Annotated in this window: 11 protein-coding genes and 1 pseudogene; 7 read left to right on the forward strand and 5 right to left on the reverse strand. The window is 73.7% G+C overall.

Annotated features, from left to right (window positions below):
• Window positions 1-17 precede the first annotated feature (17 nt).
• Window positions 18-2,293, reverse strand: a pseudogene (locus AB0M76_RS30750) (ATP-binding domain-containing protein).
• Window positions 2,294-3,261: 968 nt separating this feature from the next.
• Here AB0M76_RS30750 and AB0M76_RS30755 point away from each other — a divergent pair.
• A complete protein-coding gene (locus AB0M76_RS30755; RefSeq protein WP_365956001.1) occupies window positions 3,262-3,987 on the forward strand; it encodes an aspartate/glutamate racemase family protein in 726 nt (241 codons plus the stop codon).
• Window positions 3,988-4,166: 179 nt separating this feature from the next.
• Here the strand turns inward: AB0M76_RS30755 and AB0M76_RS30760 are convergent, their stop codons facing one another.
• Window positions 4,167-4,958 (reverse strand): SGNH/GDSL hydrolase family protein, encoded by a 792-nt coding sequence (locus AB0M76_RS30760; RefSeq protein ID WP_365956002.1) that lies wholly within the window; start codon window positions 4,956-4,958, stop codon window positions 4,167-4,169.
• Window positions 4,945-5,514: a PadR family transcriptional regulator gene (locus AB0M76_RS30765; protein ID WP_365956003.1), complete on the reverse strand. Its 570-nt coding sequence runs from the start codon at window positions 5,512-5,514 to the stop codon at window positions 4,945-4,947. The genes AB0M76_RS30760 and AB0M76_RS30765 overlap by 14 nt, the downstream gene beginning before the upstream one ends.
• 134 nt (window positions 5,515-5,648) lie before the next feature.
• Here AB0M76_RS30765 and AB0M76_RS30770 point away from each other — a divergent pair, with 134 nt between their 5' ends.
• Genes AB0M76_RS30770 through AB0M76_RS30780 form a run of 3 tightly spaced genes read left to right on the forward strand, consistent with a single transcriptional unit; the run spans window position 5,649 to window position 7,374 of the window.
• Window positions 5,649-6,116 carry a nuclear transport factor 2 family protein gene (locus tag AB0M76_RS30770; RefSeq protein WP_365956005.1) on the forward strand — a complete coding sequence of 156 codons (468 nt, stop codon included), beginning with the start codon at window positions 5,649-5,651 and terminating at the stop codon, window positions 6,114-6,116.
• Window positions 6,117-6,160: 44 nt separating this feature from the next.
• A complete protein-coding gene (locus AB0M76_RS30775; protein WP_365956006.1) occupies window positions 6,161-6,499 on the forward strand; it encodes a MazG-like family protein in 339 nt (112 codons plus the stop codon).
• Complete coding sequence (locus AB0M76_RS30780) at window positions 6,496-7,374, forward strand: hypothetical protein (RefSeq protein ID WP_365956007.1); 879 nt, start codon at window positions 6,496-6,498, stop codon at window positions 7,372-7,374. Before AB0M76_RS30775 ends, AB0M76_RS30780 begins: the two co-directional genes overlap by 4 nt.
• On the opposite strand, the gene AB0M76_RS30785 is transcribed toward AB0M76_RS30780, so the two are convergent.
• Both AB0M76_RS30785 and AB0M76_RS30790 read right to left on the reverse strand, forming a co-directional pair.
• A complete protein-coding gene (locus AB0M76_RS30785) occupies window positions 7,368-8,369 on the reverse strand; it encodes an endonuclease/exonuclease/phosphatase family protein (RefSeq protein ID WP_365956008.1) in 1,002 nt (333 codons plus the stop codon). The two genes, AB0M76_RS30780 and AB0M76_RS30785, sit on opposite strands and share 7 nt — an antisense overlap.
• Before the next feature lie 153 nt (window positions 8,370-8,522).
• The gene (locus tag AB0M76_RS30790) at window positions 8,523-10,544 is read right to left on the reverse strand and encodes a SpoIIE family protein phosphatase (protein WP_365956009.1); all 2,022 of its coding nucleotides are present in this window, start codon (window positions 10,542-10,544) and stop codon (window positions 8,523-8,525) included.
• Between the two features lie 410 nt (window positions 10,545-10,954).
• Here AB0M76_RS30790 and AB0M76_RS30795 point away from each other — a divergent pair, with 410 nt between their 5' ends.
• The 3 genes from AB0M76_RS30795 to AB0M76_RS30805 all read left to right on the forward strand — a co-directional run bounded on the left by AB0M76_RS30795 (window position 10,955) and on the right by AB0M76_RS30805 (window position 16,049).
• The gene (locus tag AB0M76_RS30795) at window positions 10,955-11,485 is read left to right on the forward strand and encodes a pyridoxamine 5'-phosphate oxidase family protein (protein WP_365956010.1); all 531 of its coding nucleotides are present in this window, start codon (window positions 10,955-10,957) and stop codon (window positions 11,483-11,485) included.
• A gap of 147 nt (window positions 11,486-11,632) precedes the next feature.
• Entirely contained in the window at window positions 11,633-11,998 is a 366-nt protein-coding gene (locus AB0M76_RS30800) for a hypothetical protein (protein ID WP_267001604.1), read from the forward strand.
• A gap of 175 nt (window positions 11,999-12,173) precedes the next feature.
• Window positions 12,174-16,049 carry a helix-turn-helix domain-containing protein gene (locus tag AB0M76_RS30805; protein WP_365956011.1) on the forward strand — a complete coding sequence of 1,292 codons (3,876 nt, stop codon included), beginning with the start codon at window positions 12,174-12,176 and terminating at the stop codon, window positions 16,047-16,049.
• Window positions 16,050-16,235 lie beyond the last annotated feature (186 nt).

Raw genomic sequence — 16,235 nt, forward strand, 5'->3', positions numbered from 1 at the left:
CCCGCCCGCGCCCGCGGCTACGGCTGCTCGGCCAGCCCCTCCGGCAGCCGGCCCGTGTGGACCACGCCGAGGGTCTGGGTGGCCCGGGTCAGGGCGACGTAGAGGTCGCTCGGCTCGTGGTCCGCGGGCTCCACGACGATCACCGAGTCGAACTCCAGCCCCTTGGCCTGGCGCGGGTCCAGCAGGACGACCGTACGGGTGAGATCCGGCTCCTCCCCCGCCCGTACGCCGGGCAGCTCGGCGGCGAGGGCCTCGTGCAGCAGGCGCGGCGCGATCACCGCCAGCCGGCCGCCCCGGCCCTCGGCCGGTGCGCCGGCGCGCACCGCTTCCGCGACCGTGCGGGCGAGGTCGTCCGTCGCCCGTACCCAGGGCCGCTGCCCCGTGGAGCGCACCGAGCTCGGCGGCTCGAATCCGGGGTGGCGGGCCCGGAGCACGGCGGCCGCGAGGTCCATGATCTCGGCGGGCGTACGGTAGTTGACGCCGAGGCGCACCAGCTCGAAGCGGTCCCCGACGTACGGGTCCAGGATCCGCTTCCACGATCCGCAGCCGGCCTCGTCACCGGTCTGGGCCGGGTCGCCCACCAGCGTCATGGAACGGGTGGGGCAGCGCCGCATCAGCAACCGCCAGGCCATCTCGGACAGTTCCTGCGCCTCGTCCACGATGACGTGCCCGAAGGCCCAGGTGCGGTCGGCGGCGGCCCGCTCGGCCGCGCTGCGGTGGTCGGCCTCCTCGTGCCGCTCCGCCATCCGCTCGGCGTCGATGATGTCGTGCGCGGCGAGGAACTCGTTCTCCATGTCCTCGAATTCGTACGACTCGGAGCCCTGCGACAGGTCCAGGACGCCCTGGGCGTACGCGATGCGCTCCTGCCGCTCCCGCTCCTCGGCGGCGCGCTGTGCACTGTCGTCGGCGCCGAGGAGCTCGGCGGCCTCGTCGAGCAGCGGGATGTCGGCGGGTGTCCAGGCGTCCGTCGTGCGCCGGATCAACTCGGCTTGGTGGGAGGGGAGATGGGTGGGATCGGCGAGGAAGTCGGCGATCAGCTGCCGGGGCGTGAGGGGCGGCCAGAGGCTGTCGATCGCGGCGTGCACCTCGGCGCTGGTGGCGATCTCCTTGCCGAGCTGTGCGATGTCGTCGGGTCCCAGCAGGTTGGGGCCGCCGTACGGATCCGCGCCGAGCCGGTCGGCGAGCTGCTCCGTGAGGGCGTCGATGACGCGGAACGCGAAGTACGGGCGGGCCAGGTTGTGGGGCAGCCCGGTGGCGCGCGCCCGGTCCCTGGCCTCGTGCGCCATGGTCCGGTCCAGCAGCAGGGTTCCGTAGTCGTCGTGGGCGATCTCCACGGCCGGTTCCGGGAGCACCGCGCTGTCCTCGCCGCTGCCCGCGGGTACGGTCTCCGGCAGCGCCTGCCGGTCGCGTACGACGCGCGCGAGGACCTCGGCCATCTGCGCGCGGCCCTTCACGGCGGCGGCGCCGGGCCGGTCGGTTCCGGTCGCCCGGACGCCGGGGAACAGCTCGCCGAGGGTGGAGAGCAGGACGCCGGTCTCGCCGAGGGCGGGGAGCACCTCGCCGATGTAGCCGAGGAATGCCGGGTTGGGGCCGACGATCAGCACGCCGCGCTTGGCGAGCAGCTCCCGGTGCTCGTAGAGGAGGTAGGCGGCCCGGTGCAGGGCGACGGCCGTCTTACCGGTTCCCGGGCCGCCCTCCACCACGAGTACCCCGTGGTGGGGCGAGCGGATGATGTGGTCCTGCTCGGCCTGGATGGTCTGCACGATGTCGTGCATGCGGCCCGTGCGGGCGGCGTCGAGTGCGGCGAGCAGGACGGCGTCCGCGTCGGCCCCCTCGTGGCCCGTGCGCTCGGTGTCGGCGAGGTCGAGGATCTCGTCGTGGAGGGCCGTGACCTCCCGTCCGCGGGTGGTGATGTGGCGGCGCCGGCGCAGGCCCATGGGGAAGTGCCCGGTGGCGAGGTAGAACGGGCGCGGACCTCGGCCCGCCAGTCGAGGACGAGGGGCGTGCGGTCCGCGTCGTCCTGCCTGATTCCGATACGGCCGATGTGGTGGTCCTCTCCGTCGGAGAACTCGAGCCGGCCGAAACACAGACCATTCTCGCCCGCGTTCAGCGCGGAAAGCAGACCGGACTGCTCGGCGACGAGAACATCCCGCTCCAGGCGCGCCTGAAGCCCGCTCCCCGTCGCGGCCAGTGCCCGCTCGACGGCATGTTCGGCCTGGTCACGCAGGTCGTCGAGGCGCGCATAGAGCTCGTCGATGAATTGCTGCTCATTACGGAATTCCACGGTTGACAATTCCACTCCCGACCCGATACGATGTCCTCGTAAAGCTTCTTCACGCACTGCCTTCATCAGGGCGTGAAACATCAAATATACGCAGACGAATACCCCGACCGCCAATTGGTCCCGGGGTATTTTTTCGTTTTGAGGGACGCTGCCTGTGCCGGGTGGGGGCGCCCCGGCGCGACGGGCGGCCGCATGTCACCCGGACGGCTCACCCGTCAGGCTTCCGGCGCCGTGCACTGCTTTGGTGGACACAAGAGCTGTCCACCACATGGAGCACTCTCATGTATGAAATGCAGGTCGGTGAGGCGGCCACAGGGCCTGGCCTCGTATGGCACGTCGTCGCCCGTGACCGCCGGGCCACCCTCTGCGGCCGCCCCCTCCAGCCGGGCGGCAACGCCGAAACGGACCACCACTGCGGTCCGTGTATGACGGCCTTCCAAAACGTCATGCGGGAAGGCTCCGCCGAGTCCTGACAGTGGGGGTGATCACCGCCGAACACCACGCTTCCGCCGCCGGCGCCGGACCGATGGGAGGTCCACGCGCCGGCGGCGGAGGCATCCGGCGCGCCAGGGCGCGAACCGCCGCGGAGCGAACCTCCCCGGAGCCAACCGCCCCGGCGCTACGGCTGCGACGGCTTTCCGGCGATCGCGTCGTAGACGCGGACGCGCAGGCGGCGCTGTCGGCCCTCGCGTTCCTCCCGGACCCGCCCCCGCTGCACCTTGCGGCTGCCGGCCGGGTACCGGGCCCGCGCCCACGGCGACGGCGTGGTGGATGTGCAGTCCGCCGGGGGTCACGATTCCCACGCCCCGATGCCGACACCCCGCCACCACCCCCGCAGCGCGGCGCCGGCTCGAACCCTCCCCGCACAGCCACCCAAAGCAATCCTTATGGATGAACAGGACTGCTACGGTGTTCACTTATGGATAAGGCGGCGCCGCAGCCGGAGCGGGCCGCCCGAGCTGCTCAGGGGTGCCGCCATGAAGACGATCGGACTGCTCGGGGGAATGAGCTGGGAATCGACGGCCGAGTACTACCGGCTGTTGAACGAGCTCACCCGCGACCGGCTCGGGGGGCTGCACTCGGCCCGCTGCGTGCTGTACTCGGTGGACTTCGCGGAGATCGAGCAACTGCAGGCCGAGGGACGGTGGGCGGAGGCCGGCGAGGTGCTGGCGGCAGCGGCCCGGCGGCTGGAAGCCGCCGGGGCGGACCTCGTGCTCATCTGCACCAACACCATGCACAAGGTCGCCGACCGCGTCCAGGCCGGCATCTCGGTGCCCCTGCTGCACCTCGCCGATGCCACCGCCGACGCCGTGAAGGCGGCGGGCCTGACCCGGGTCGGCCTGCTGGGGACCGCGTTCACGATGGAGCAGGACTTCTACCGTGGCCGACTCGCGGCGGGCGGACTCGAGGTGTGCGTCCCGGATGCCGACGGGCGTGCGCTCGTGCACCGGGTGATCTACGAGGAGCTGTGCCTGGGCCTCGTCCACGAGGAGTCGCGGGCCGCCTACCAGCAGGTCATCAAGGACCTCGTGGCCGACGGCGCCCAGGGGATCATCCTGGGCTGCACCGAGATCGAGCTGCTCATCGGCGCCGAGGACAGCCCCGTACCGGTCTTCCCCACCGCGCGGATCCACGCCGAAGCCGCGGTCGAGGCGGCGCTGTCGAGCCATCACGGGGTGGTAGGCATGGTCATCGAGAACTGACCCCGCGGAGCCGGCCCACCGGGCCGGCGGACCACGCTCGTCCTGGAACGGGTCTCCCGGGACCGTGCAGGCCGGGGTGGTGGGCGTCCTCGGCTTCGAGGCGATCGTGCACCTGCTGTACGCGCGCAAGATGCTGCGCCACCGCCTCGCGGCGGCAGCCGCCCCCACTCCGTAACCCCCTACGCCAGGCCGGTCGCCGGCTCCACCGGGAGGAGGTCCGGGCGCTTGGCCGTACGGGCGTCCCCGGAGGAGCGGCCGCGCAGGCGTCGGCCCAGCCAGGGCCCCAGGAACGCGGCGGCCCAGCGCAGTTCGGCGAGAACCGTGGGCGAGGCCGCCCGGGCCGGGGGCAGCGGGTGCGTCCAGGAGTCGTCGCTGCCCGGCAGGCCGAGGGCGTGGGCGAGCGAGGCGGCGATCCGCTGATGCCCGAGCGGGCCGGCATGCAGCCGGTCGGCGCTCCACAGGCGGGGGTCGGTGACCACGGGATGGTGTCCCGTCTCGACGACCACCACACCGTGGCGGCCGGCGGCCCCGCGAATCCGGTCGTAGAGGGCGCTGACCCGCGGGGCGAGCGGGCGGGCGAGCGGGGTGATCCGTGCGAGGTCCGGGAAGGTCAGCGTGGCGACGCGGGCGCCCTGGGCGGTGAGCGCGCCGAACATCGCCTCCAGGTGGCCGGCGACCTCGTCGGCGTCGAACCGCGGCCGCAGTATGTCGTTGACCCCGGCGACCACGGTGGCCAGGTCCGGGCGCAGGGCGAGGGCCGGTGCGAGCTGTTCGGCGCGGACCTGCCCGGCGAGGCGGCCGCGGACGGCGAGGTTGGCGTACCGCAGGCCGGGACCGTGCAGCGCGAGGTGCTCGGCGAGGCGGTCGGCCAGCCCGCGCAGCCCTGTCGTGTCGTCGCCGTCGCCGACGCCCTCGGTCTGGCTGTCGCCCAGGGCGACGTAGCGCAGGTACTGGTGCTCAGCGCCCGGCACGTGCCGCCTCCCGCTCTCGCAGGACCGCGATCGTACGCGCGCACCAGTCGCGGTTGCCCCGCTCGAAGGCGAGGCCGCGCAGGCAGGTCAGATAGGGGCCGACGCGGTCGCCGTACCGCAGGAAGTCCTCCTCGGTGCGGTCGCCGCGCATCGTGCGCAGTAGACCCGTGAACAGGTCGACCTTGGCCTGGGCGAAGGCGGCGCGCTCGGTGAGCTGCGCGACGAGCGTCGCGGTGTCGACGTGGTCGGCGGCCTGGACCTTGACGACCAGGTCGTCGCGGATGGAGGAGGGCTTGGCGGCGGAGGCGGTGAACTGCTCCAGCTCGGCGAGGCCGGCGCCGGTGACGGTGAACAGACGCTTGTTGGGCCGGGTGTCCTGGACCACTTCCCGGCCCGTGATCAGCCCGTCCTTCTCCAGCCGGGTCAGCTCGGCGTAGAGCTGCTGCGGGAGCGCATGCCAGAAGTTGGCCACACCGAGGTCGAATGCCTTGGCCAGTTGGTACCCGCTCAGCTCCTCGTCCAGCAGCGCCGCCAGTACGGCGTGGCGCAAAGCCATCGGATCGCCTCCTTCTCGCCCCTGTTTCCGCTGTGGCCTCTGTCCATGGACACCCTCCGCATGATACTCAAGAAACTGACTAATCACATTGATGAGTAGATGTAGCCGAGCATGCCGAGCATCAGGGAGAAGCCGTGACCGCAGCAGACCGCTTCCGCGCCGCCGTCGAGAGCAGTGACACCGGCGCCCTGGAGGCCCTGTTCACCGAGGACGTCCGCCTCTACAGCCCCGTGAAGTTCACGCCGTTCGAGGGCCGGCCGATGGTGCTGGGGCTCTTCGGGGTGCTGCTGCGCACCTTCGAGGACTTCCGCTACGTCGGGCAGTACACCGGCGCCGCCGAGACGAGCGTGGACGGCACGGTGTCCCCGTCGGAGGTCCTGCTCTTCCGCGCGACGGTGAACGGCAAGGCGATCCACGGCATCGACCTGCTGCACTACGCCGACGACGGCCGGATCAAGGAGTTCACCGTGATGGTGAGGCCCCGGTCCGCGGTGCACGCCCTGGGCGAGGCGGTGCTCGCCGGGCTGGTGGCCGACGGCCTGGCCCCGGCTCCGGCCCCGGCCCCGGCCCCGGCCCCGGCCGAGGGGACGCCCACTCGCTAGGCTCGCCGGGCAGCCAACTCCCGTACGCACGCCCGGAGGAACCGGTGGACATCCGCTCGGCCCAGCAGCACGCCTGGGACAACAAGCTCGCGAAGGGCTTCAACACCACTGACGTGGCATTGGAGTTCGGGCTGCTGACGGCCGAGGTTGGGGAGGCGTTCACCGCCTGGCGCAAGAAACTGCCCGACTTCGGGGAAGAGCTCGCGGACGTGGTCCTGTACGTCGCGGCGCTCGCCGAGATGAACGGCATCGACCTGGAGTCCGAGGTGGAGCGGAAGCTGGCCAAGAACCGCGACCGCGTCTACGTCCGGGACGAGCGGGGCGTCCTGCACCGCATCGAAACCCCGGGCGGAGCGGCCGACGGGACGAGGAGTCTGCGATGACCGCCACCACGCGAGTGGCGCTGGCCACCTCGGCCATGGGACTGGCCTTCGACGCCGACCTGCCGCTGATGCTCGACGCGCTGCGCGCCCGCGGGGTCGACGCCGTGGCGGCGCCCTGGGACGCCGAGGGCTTCGACTGGTCGCAGTGCGCCGCCGTGGTCATCAGGTCCACCTGGGACTACGCCGAGCGGTGCCCGGAGTACCTGGCCTGGGCGGACGCGGTGCAGGGTGCGACGCGGCTCGACAATCCGGCCGGGCTCGTGCGATGGAACACCGACAAGCGGTACCTCGGGGAGCTCGCCGGCCACGGCGTGCCCGTGGTGCCGACCCGGTTCATCGCACCCGGCGAGGCCCTGACGCTGCCCGAGCACGGCCAGTTCGTCGTCAAGCCGTCCGTCTCGGCCGGCTCGCGCGACACCGCGCGGTACGCGGAGCACCATCACGATCTGGCGGCCGGGCACGTCGCGGCGCTGCACGCCGCCGGATCCACCGCGATGGTGCAGCCGTACCTGTCCCGGATCGACGAGGGGGAACGGGCACTCGTCTTCCTCGGCGGCGTCTTCAGCCACGCGATGCGCAAGGGCCCGGTGCTGACCGATGTCGGGGTCGTCGACAACGAGCGCGTGCCGCATCCGAATCTGGTGCCGCACCGGCCGTCCGCGGCCGAACTGGCCCTGGCCGGGGCGGCGCTGGCGGCCGTTCCCGGTACGGAGGCCCTGCTGTTCGCGCGGGTCGACATCGCGACGGCGGACGACGGCACGCCGGTCCTGATGGAGCTGGAGCTCGTGGAACCCAACCTCTTCATGGCCCACAGCGAGCACGGGCTACGGCGCTTCGCGGACCTCGTCCACGAGCGCGCCGCAGCCGATCACTGACGCGGGTCGGAGTCGGGCCCGGAGCCGTGCCACTTGATGTGGGCCGCGACGGGCAGATGGTCGCTTCCCGTCGCGGGCAGCGCCCGGATCCGGGTGACGGTCGCCGCGCGGGTCATGACCTGGTCGATCCGGGCCAACGGCAGCGCTGCGGGCCAGCTGAACGCGAAGTCCCGGCTGGGCGGGTCCAGCTGTGCGACGACCGGATCCAGCCCGCGGTCGTCCACCGTGCTGTTGAGGTCCCCGAGGAGGATCAGCGGGTCCGTCCGCTCCGCGGCGATCGCGGCGCCGAGCAGTGCGGCGCTCTCGTCCCGTCGTACGGAGCCGAACCCGTGCGTCGGGCCGAGGCGCACCGAGGGCAGGTGCGCCACGTACACGGCGACTTCGCCGTTCGGCGTACGGGCGGTGGCCCGCAGTCCGCGGTTCCAGCCCTCCCCCACACCTGTCGGGCGGATGTCCACCGGCCGCACCTGCGCCAGCGGGTGCTTCGACCAGAGTCCGACCGTGCCCTCCACCGCGTGGTACGGATACTCCGGCGCGAGCACCGCCTCGAACGCCGGCGCGGCGGCGGGCGTCAGCTCCTCCAGGGCGATGAGATCGGCCCGGGTCCCGGCCAGGGCGCGCGCGGTGCCCGCCGGATCGGGGTTCTCGTCGCTGACGTTGTGCTGGACCGCGAGGAGGTCGGGGGCCCGGTCGTCGCCGGGGAGCAGGAAGGCGCCGAAGAGGCCGAGCCAGGCGGCTGCGGGCAGCAGCGCCGCGCAGGCGGCCACGGCCGAGCGGCGCAGCAGCGCGAGGGCCGGCAGGACCGGGACGGCCAGGCCGAGCCAGGGGAGGAACGTCTCCAGCAGGCTGCCGGGACGGCCCGCCGCATCGGGCACCGCGCCGTGGAAGACCAGCAGGCAGGCGACGAGGACCGCGAGCCCGGCGATCACCCGCCCCCGCCCGCGCCACGACCCCTGCCGACGCCACGGCCACTGCCATGACCACTGCTTCCCCACGCGTCCTGCTCCCGATCGGCTCGGCATCCCCCGCATCGTGGCCCTCGCACGACGTCGCACGGTACGACGACGCCGCCAGCGGTGATCCGGTTCCCGCGGCCCGCCCCGGCCCGGCGCGCACCCGACACCCCCTGCCCGGCACGGAGCGGGCCGTCACCCCGCCGGTGAGCCGCCGGGAGCCGCGCTGACCCGGGCCAGGACGAGGACCGTGTCGTCGGTCGCCGCGTCGGGCAGCAGGTTCGCGAGGATGCGGTCGGCCGCCTCCTCCAGCGAGCCCAGGGGCGCACGCAGCTGCTCGCGCAGCGCGTCCATGCCGGTGTCGATGTCCTGGCCGCGGGCCTCGACGAGCCCGTCGGTGTACAGGGCCACGGTGGCGCCCTCCGGGAGCTCGATCTCGACCGCCCGGTACGGTACGCCGCCCACCCCGAGCGGCACCCCGAGCACCTCGCCGATGGTGTGCACCGTCCCGTCCCGGTGGCGTACCAGGGGTGGGGGGTGGCCGGCGTTGGCGATGCGGGCGCGGCCGGTGTGCGGGTCGTAGAGGAGGTACAGGCAGGTCGCCCACTCGATGCCGGCCTCCTGGGCGCAGACGTCGAGTTCTTCGAGCAGGGCCGCGGGCTCCGCGGTGTGCCGGGCGAGCGTCTTCGCGGTGATCCGCAGCCGGCCCATGGCCGCGGCGGCGGGCACGCCGTGTCCCATCACGTCGCCGACGACGAGGGCGACCCGGTCGCCGGACAGGGCGATCGCGTCGTACCAGTCGCCGCCGACCTCGGTGACGCGGCTGCCGGGCAGGTAGCGGTGGCTGATGTCCACGTACGGGCCGCCTGCGGGGGCGCTGGGCAGCAGGGCCCGCTGGAGGGTGAGGGCGATGTCCTGGACCCTGCCGTACAGCCGGGCGTTGTCCAGGCACAGCGCGGCCCGGGAGGCCAGTTCGCCTGCGAGGCCGAGGTCCTCCTCGGCGAAGGCCGGGCGGGCGGCGGAGCGGCCGAACATGGCGATGCCCTGCACCGTGCCGCGGGCGATGAGCGGTGCCATGAGGATGCAGGTCAGCCCGCTGTCCAGCAGCAGTTGCGCGCGCTGCTGGTGGACGACGGTCCGGGTGGCGAACTCCTCGTCGACCGTGAAGCAGAGCGGACGGCCCGTGCTCAGCATCTGGTGGGTGTTGGAGCCCGGCGGGTACGTGACCTCCTCCAGGCCGCCCACGAGTTCGACGGCGGGCTCGGGCAGGGTGGTGCCGGAGGCGATCCGGCGGGTGGCCACCGGCAGCGCCGGGTCGAACGCCTCGGTCTCGTCCATCCACTCCACGAGTTCGACGACGCAGGCGTCGCAGAAGTCCGGGACCACCGCGTCGACCAGCTCGCGCGCGGTGGTGTTCAGGTCCAGGGTGGTGCCGATGCCCGTCGTCGCCCGGTCGAGCAGGGCCAGGCGCTGCCGGGCGGCCGTAGCCTCCAGGATGGCCTGCTCGCGGTCGGTGACGTCCAGCAGCAGTCCGCCCACCCCGCGCCGGGTGTCGCCCGCGCCGGTGAGCGGGAAGAAGCTGACCGAGCGCACCTGGTCGCGGTCGGGATGGCCCGGTGTGCGCAGCCCGACGAGGGTGCCGATCACGGTCCGGCCCTCCTGGGCCACGGACCGCAGCATGCGCTGGTACTCCCCGCCGTCCGAGGTGATCATGATGTCCGTCATCCGGCGGCCCAGGTGCTCCTCGAGCGGGACCCCGTCCATGTCGGCGAGTGCCTGGTTGAGGTGGACGTAGCGCAGCTCCTCGTCCAGCATGACCAGGCCGATCGGGCAGGTCTCGAAGAGGGAGTCGAGGAAGGACAGGTTCGTCTTCACCCGGTCCAGCTCGTCGCCCCGGCTCGCCAGCCCCATGACCACGGAGTGACCCGTGGAGCCGGTCATCGGGAAGACCCGGAAGCCGCAGTCGAACACCGTGCCGTCCCGGTGCAGTGCGGGCAGCCGTACGCGCCAGTAGCCGAGGGCGCGGGCGCGCTCCGCGAGGTGTGCGGCCCCACCGGGGCCTTCGCCGGGGGCCGGCTCGGGGAAGAGGACCGCCGCGGGCCGCGACAGCACCGACCGGGCCTCGTGGCCGAAGAGGCTCCGCGCGCCGGGGCCCCAGTAGCAGATCCGGTCCTCGTCGTCGATGCCGAAGACGGCCACGACCACGTGTTCCAGCAAGGACCCCGGTTCGGACCGAATCGGGCCGGGATCCACCGCGCCCCCCAGCCGGTCCGATGGCATCGGCAGGCCCCCTTCTGCGCACGGCTCGCGCGTGTGGCTGACCGGAGCCCGCGTGGCGGACACGGGCTACCCCCTCAATTCTGCCCGCCATCGCGAAGGAGGACATCACGGCGCCGCACGGGAGCCGGCCGGTGACCCCCGGTGACACCGGCCGCAGCCGCCGCAGGCGTGCGCGGGTGCGGGTGCCGCGCGGGTGCGGGTGCGGGTGCGGGTGCCGCGCGGGTGCGGGTGCGGGTGCGGGTGCCGCGCGGGTGCGGGTGCGGGTGCCGCGCGGGTGCGGGTGCGGGTGCCGCGCGGGTGCGGGTGGGCCGGGCCCCGGGCAGCATCGTGTCCAGGAGGAGACGCCCATGACGCAGACCGAACCCCGCGCCGAGCTGGACGAGCGCTACAGCGACCCGAAGGCCGAGCCCGTCGCCTGGCGGCAGGCCGTGGCCCGGCTCGCGGAGGCCGAGGTGTACTGGCTGACCACCGTACGGCCCGACGCGCGCCCCCACGTGACGCCGCTGATCGGGGTGTGGGCGGACGGCGCACTGCATTTCTGCACCGGCGGACAGGAGCGCAAGGCGAGGAACCTGTCCGAGAACCCGGCGGTCGTCCTCACCACCGGCTGCAACACGCTCGACTCCGGCTACGACCTGGTCGTCGAGGGTGATGCCGTCCGCGTCGAGGACGAGGCGCGGCTGCGGACGCTGGCCGCCGCGTGGGAGACGAAGTACGGGGCCACATGGCATTTCGACGTCCGGGACGGGGCGTTCGTCAACCCGGAGGCGGGGCGGGCCCTGGTCTTCGCCGTCGCGCCCCGGACGGCTTTCGGCTTCGGCAAGGGCGATCCGTACAGCCAGACCCGCTGGCGCTTCTCGCCGCCTCTCCCGAGTTGACCACCGCCTCGCAACCGGGCAGGTCACGGGCGGTTTCCCGGCCGCGCCGCCGATGGGCAACAGGCAACCCGTCGACCCCCGCGGGCGGCCGGGCAAGGCTGAAGGTGTCAGCACGTCAGCACCGAGGCAACCCAACAGGGGGACAAGATGCGCAAGATGATCCGCGGCGCCGCCGCGCTCGCCACCGCCGCCGCGGCCGTCGTGGCACTGGGCGGCGCGGCCGACGCCAAGCCTGCCGACGACTGGGCCGGTTGTCCGTACGGAGCGGTCTGCATCTACCCGCAGAACCAGAACCCGGCCGTGAAGCCGAGCCAGATCTTCTACAGCTACGGAGCCCACAACCTGAGCAACCAGTTCGGCAACCACTGGGTCCTCAACAACCAGTACGGCGGAGCCACCGCCAGCCTGTGCACCGGCTCCAACGGCGCCGGCTGCGGGTCCCGCATCGCCGAGGGGACGGGCGTCTACGCCGACCTCGGGCCGATCAACTCCATCACCCTCAACCGACCGTAACCGAGCACCTGTTCACACGGCCTTCCGGATCCGTCGGCTGCGGCGGCTCCGGAAGGCCGCTGTGCTGCGCGTTTTGCGCCACGCCGGGCAGAACGCGTGCTCCGCAGTCCGACCCCCGCGGTAGCCTGGGACCTTCCATCTCACAACCTGGGCGCGCTCTGCCATGGGGGATGCCGTGGGGGACCCGGACCGCGGACGGAACACCGATCACCAGCACGATTCACCTGAAGCCACCGAGGCCGCCCCGGCCACCGACGGCTCCGGCGCGTCCTTTCCCGCCCGCTTGAGGCAGCTGCGGGTACAGCGCGGTCTGTCGCTGGCCGACCTGGCCCGCAGGACGCACTACAGCAAGGGCTACCTGAGCAAGATCGAGACCGGCGCCAAGCGGGTCACCCGTGACGTCGCGCTGCGCTGCGACCAGGTACTGGAGGCCGGGGGCGCCCTGTTACGGCTGGTCCCGGAGGCGGAAGTACCCAGGGCCCGGGCGGGATCGGGCACGGGCGCCGGCGCCGACGGCGCGGGCGGCCCGCAGTCGGCGGGCGAGTGCCCCTACCGCGGCCTCGCCGCCTTCACCTCGCGGGACGCGGGCTGGTTCTTCGGCCGCGACCGGGTGACCGCCGCCCTGGCCGAGCGGGTCTTCGAACGGATCGGCAGCGGTCCGCTGATGCTCGTGGGCCGGTCGGGCGCCGGCAAGTCGTCCCTGCTCAGCGCGGGTCTCGTAGCGGCCCTGCGGCGCACCGGCGGCTTCCCGATGGCGGGCGCCGACGGCTGGCCGGTCGTACGGTTCACACCGACCGCGCATCCGCTCCAGGAGCTGCTGGACTGCACCGCGAAGGTGCTCGGCGGCGATCTCGGCCTCACCGTACGGGAGCTGCGGGACCGGCCGCAGCGGCTGCTCGAGGCCGTCAACGACTTGGCGGGCGACACCCCGGCGCGATCCCGGGAGCACCGGCTGCCCACCGTCCGGCCGGTATTGCTCGTCGATCAGTTCGAGGAACTTTTCACCCTCTGCTCCGACGAGGAGGAGCGGCGCGGCTTCGTCCGCGTCCTGTGCGCCCTGGCCGCATCGGAGCCGGGGCCGACGGCGCACGACCCGGCCGTCGTGGTGCTCGGCGTCCGGGCCGACTTCTCCGCCAGCTGCCTGGACGTTCCCGAACTGGCCTCGGTCTTCACCGACGGGCTGTTCGTCCTGCCCCCGATGTCCGTGGCGGAGCTGCGCGAGTCGATCACCCGCCCCGCGCAACTCGCCGGGCTCACGCTCGAGGCGGGTCTGGTCCCCCTGCTGTTGCGGGACGCGGGCCTGCGCGAGGAGTCCGGGACGCCGGCCCCGGCGGGCGGGCCGGGGGACACGCCGTCCGGTGCGCTGCCGCTGGTGTCCCACGCGCTGATGGCCACCTGGCAGCGGCGCGAGGGGACCACCCTGACCGTCGCGGGCTACGAGGACACGGGCGGGATCCAGGGCGCGGTCGCGCACACGGCCGAGAGCGCGTTCGCCCGCCTGTACCCGGCCGAGCAGCGGACGATCCGCCGCATCCTGGTGGCGCTGGTCCATGTCGCCGACGGCACGGGGGCGACGCGGCGGCGGACGGACCGGACCGCGCTGATGGAGCAGCTGGCCGATGCGGACCGGGCCGCGGCGGCCCTGGACGCGTTCGTCCGGGCCCGGCTGATCACGATGGACAGCGACACCGTGGAGATCACCCACGAGGCCCTGCTGCACGCCTGGCCGCGGCTGCGCGGCTGGATCCACGCCGACCGCGACGGGCTGCTGGTCCACCGGCAACTGGCCGAGGCCGCCGAGGAGTGGGAGCGCGAGGGCCGCGATCCGTCCGTCCTGTACCGCGGCACCCGGCTGGAGAGCGCCCGTGCCTGGGCCGACGAACTCGACGGCAGGAGCCGCCTCAGCCCCCGGGAGGCGGCCTTCCTGCGCGCGAGCCAGGCCGCGGAGGACGCCCGGCGGACGCAGGCCAGGCGCCAGGTCCGGCTCCAGCAGCGGATGCTGGCCATGCTCGTCGGCCTGCTGGCCCTGGCCCTGACCGCCGGGGCGCTGGCGTACCAGCAGCGGGCCGGCGCGCTCGGCCAGGAGCGCATCGCCCGTTCGCAGGCCCTCGCCGTGCAGTCCACCTCCCTCGCCGCCGGTCAGCCCGAGGTCTCGATGCGGCTCGCCGAGGAGGCGTACCGCACCGAGGCGACGCCCCAGGCGCGGGGCGCACTGCTGAGCACGCAGGCCCAGCCGTTCCTCGCCCGCCTCGGCGGGCACAGCGGCCCGGTCAACGCGGTGGCCTTCGCCCCGGGGAACCGGCTGCTGGCGACCGCCGGTTCCGACGGGAAGGTGCTGCTGCGGCGGGTCGCGGACCGGCGGACGACGGTGACCCTGACCGTGCCGGGCCGGGTGCGCGCGGTGGCCTTCGGCCCCGACGGCCGCACCCTCGCGGCGACGTCCACGGACGGTCCGGTACGGCTGTGGGACACGGAGGGACACGGGCTCGCGGTGCTCCCCGCGCAGTCGGCGGACGCCCGCGCCGTGGCCTTCGCGCCCGACGGGCACACGCTCGCCGTGGCGGGCGCCGACGGGACGGTCCGGCTGTGGGATCCCGCGGGCAGCGGTGCGGCGGCGGTGCTGACCGGCCACACCGGGAGGGTCAACGCCCTGGCGTACGCGCCGGACGGCAGAACGCTGGTGTCGGCGGGCGCCGACCAGACCGTACGGCTGTGGGACCCGGTGGCGGCCCGTCAGCTCGCCGTCCTCGAGGGGCACACCGGCGAGGTGCTGGGCGTGGCGTTCGCGCCCGACGGACGGACGGTGGCCTCCGGGGGCGTGGACCGGACCGTGCGGCTGTGGGACGTGGCCGAAGGCCGTACGACGGCGACGCTGACGGGCCACAACGACGACATCAATGCGGTCGCCTACACCCCGGACGGCGCCACGGTCGTCAGCGCGAGCGGCGACGGCACCACCCGGCTGTGGGACGTGCGCAGCGGCCGGCTGACCTCGACGCTGGCCGGGCACACCGACTATGTGCTGGCCGTCGCCGTGGACTCGGGCGGCACGATGCTGGCCACCGCTGCCTTCGACCAGTCGGTGGTGCTCTGGGACCTGCGCGGTCCGGTCCTGACCTCGCGCCCGTTCACAGAGATCTGGCACGCCGCGTACAGCCCGGACGGGAAGCTGCTGGCGACGGCCGACGCCGATCACACGGTGCTGTTGTGGGACGTTGCCGGGCGGCGGGTGGTCGCGACGTTCGCGGGCCACACCGAGACGGTGTTCTCGGTGGCCTTCTCCCCCGACGGGAAGCTGCTGGCCTCGGCGGGCTCCGACGGGACGGTCCGGCTGTGGGACGTGGGCTCGCGTACGGCCCTGGGCACGCTGGCCGGTCACAGCGGGACGGTGTTCTCGGTGGCCTTCTCCCCGGACGGGAAGCTGCTGGCGTCGGCCGGTTCCGACCGTACGGTGCGGCTCTGGGACGTGGCCTCCCGTACGGCCCTGGGCACGCTCACGGGCCACACCGACTTCGCGAACGACGTGGTGTTCAGCCCGGACGGCCACACGCTGGCGAGCGCCGGCGACGATCTGACGGTACGTCTGTGGGACGTGCCCGGGCGGCGGCCGCTGGCCACGCTCACCGGTCACGCGGGCGCGGTACGGGCCGTCGCGTTCAGCCCGGACGGGCGGACGCTGGCGAGCAGCGGCAACGAAGGCACCGTACGGCTGTGGGACGCCCGGCGGTTCGCGGCCGAGGCCGTGCTGGCGGGCCACACCGGCTCCGCCCGCGCCGTCGCGTTCTCCCCCGACGGCAGGACGCTGGCCAGCAGCGGCAACGACCGCACCGTGCGGCTGTGGGACGTGGCCGGGCGGCGGCTGTGGGCCGCCCTGACGGGCCACACCAGCGCGGTGTGGGGCGTGGTCTTCTCGCCCGACGGGCGAACGGTGGCCAGCAGCAGCAACGACGGCACGGTGCGGCTGTGGAACCCGGACCTCCGGGCCCGGCTGGCGGAGATCTGCCGGCTGCACGCAGGCGACGCCGCCGCGCGGTGCGCCGAAGGCCCCTGACCGGCGGGGGTTTCCCAGGGGTTTCCCGTTGCCCGTCCGGGTGGGGTGCCGCCGGGACCTCGACGCGGGGAGGCCGCGGCCCGCAGGCTCGTTCCGTCTGCGGCGCACGCCAACGGCCGCCCCCACCACGGCGCTTCCCCACGGCTTCCCTACGGCCCCTCCCCACGGCCTCTCCCCACGGCCCCT

It is taken from the genome of Streptomyces sp. NPDC051364 (genome assembly GCF_040682115.1).
Classification (GTDB): Bacteria; Actinomycetota; Actinomycetes; order Streptomycetales; family Streptomycetaceae; genus Streptomyces.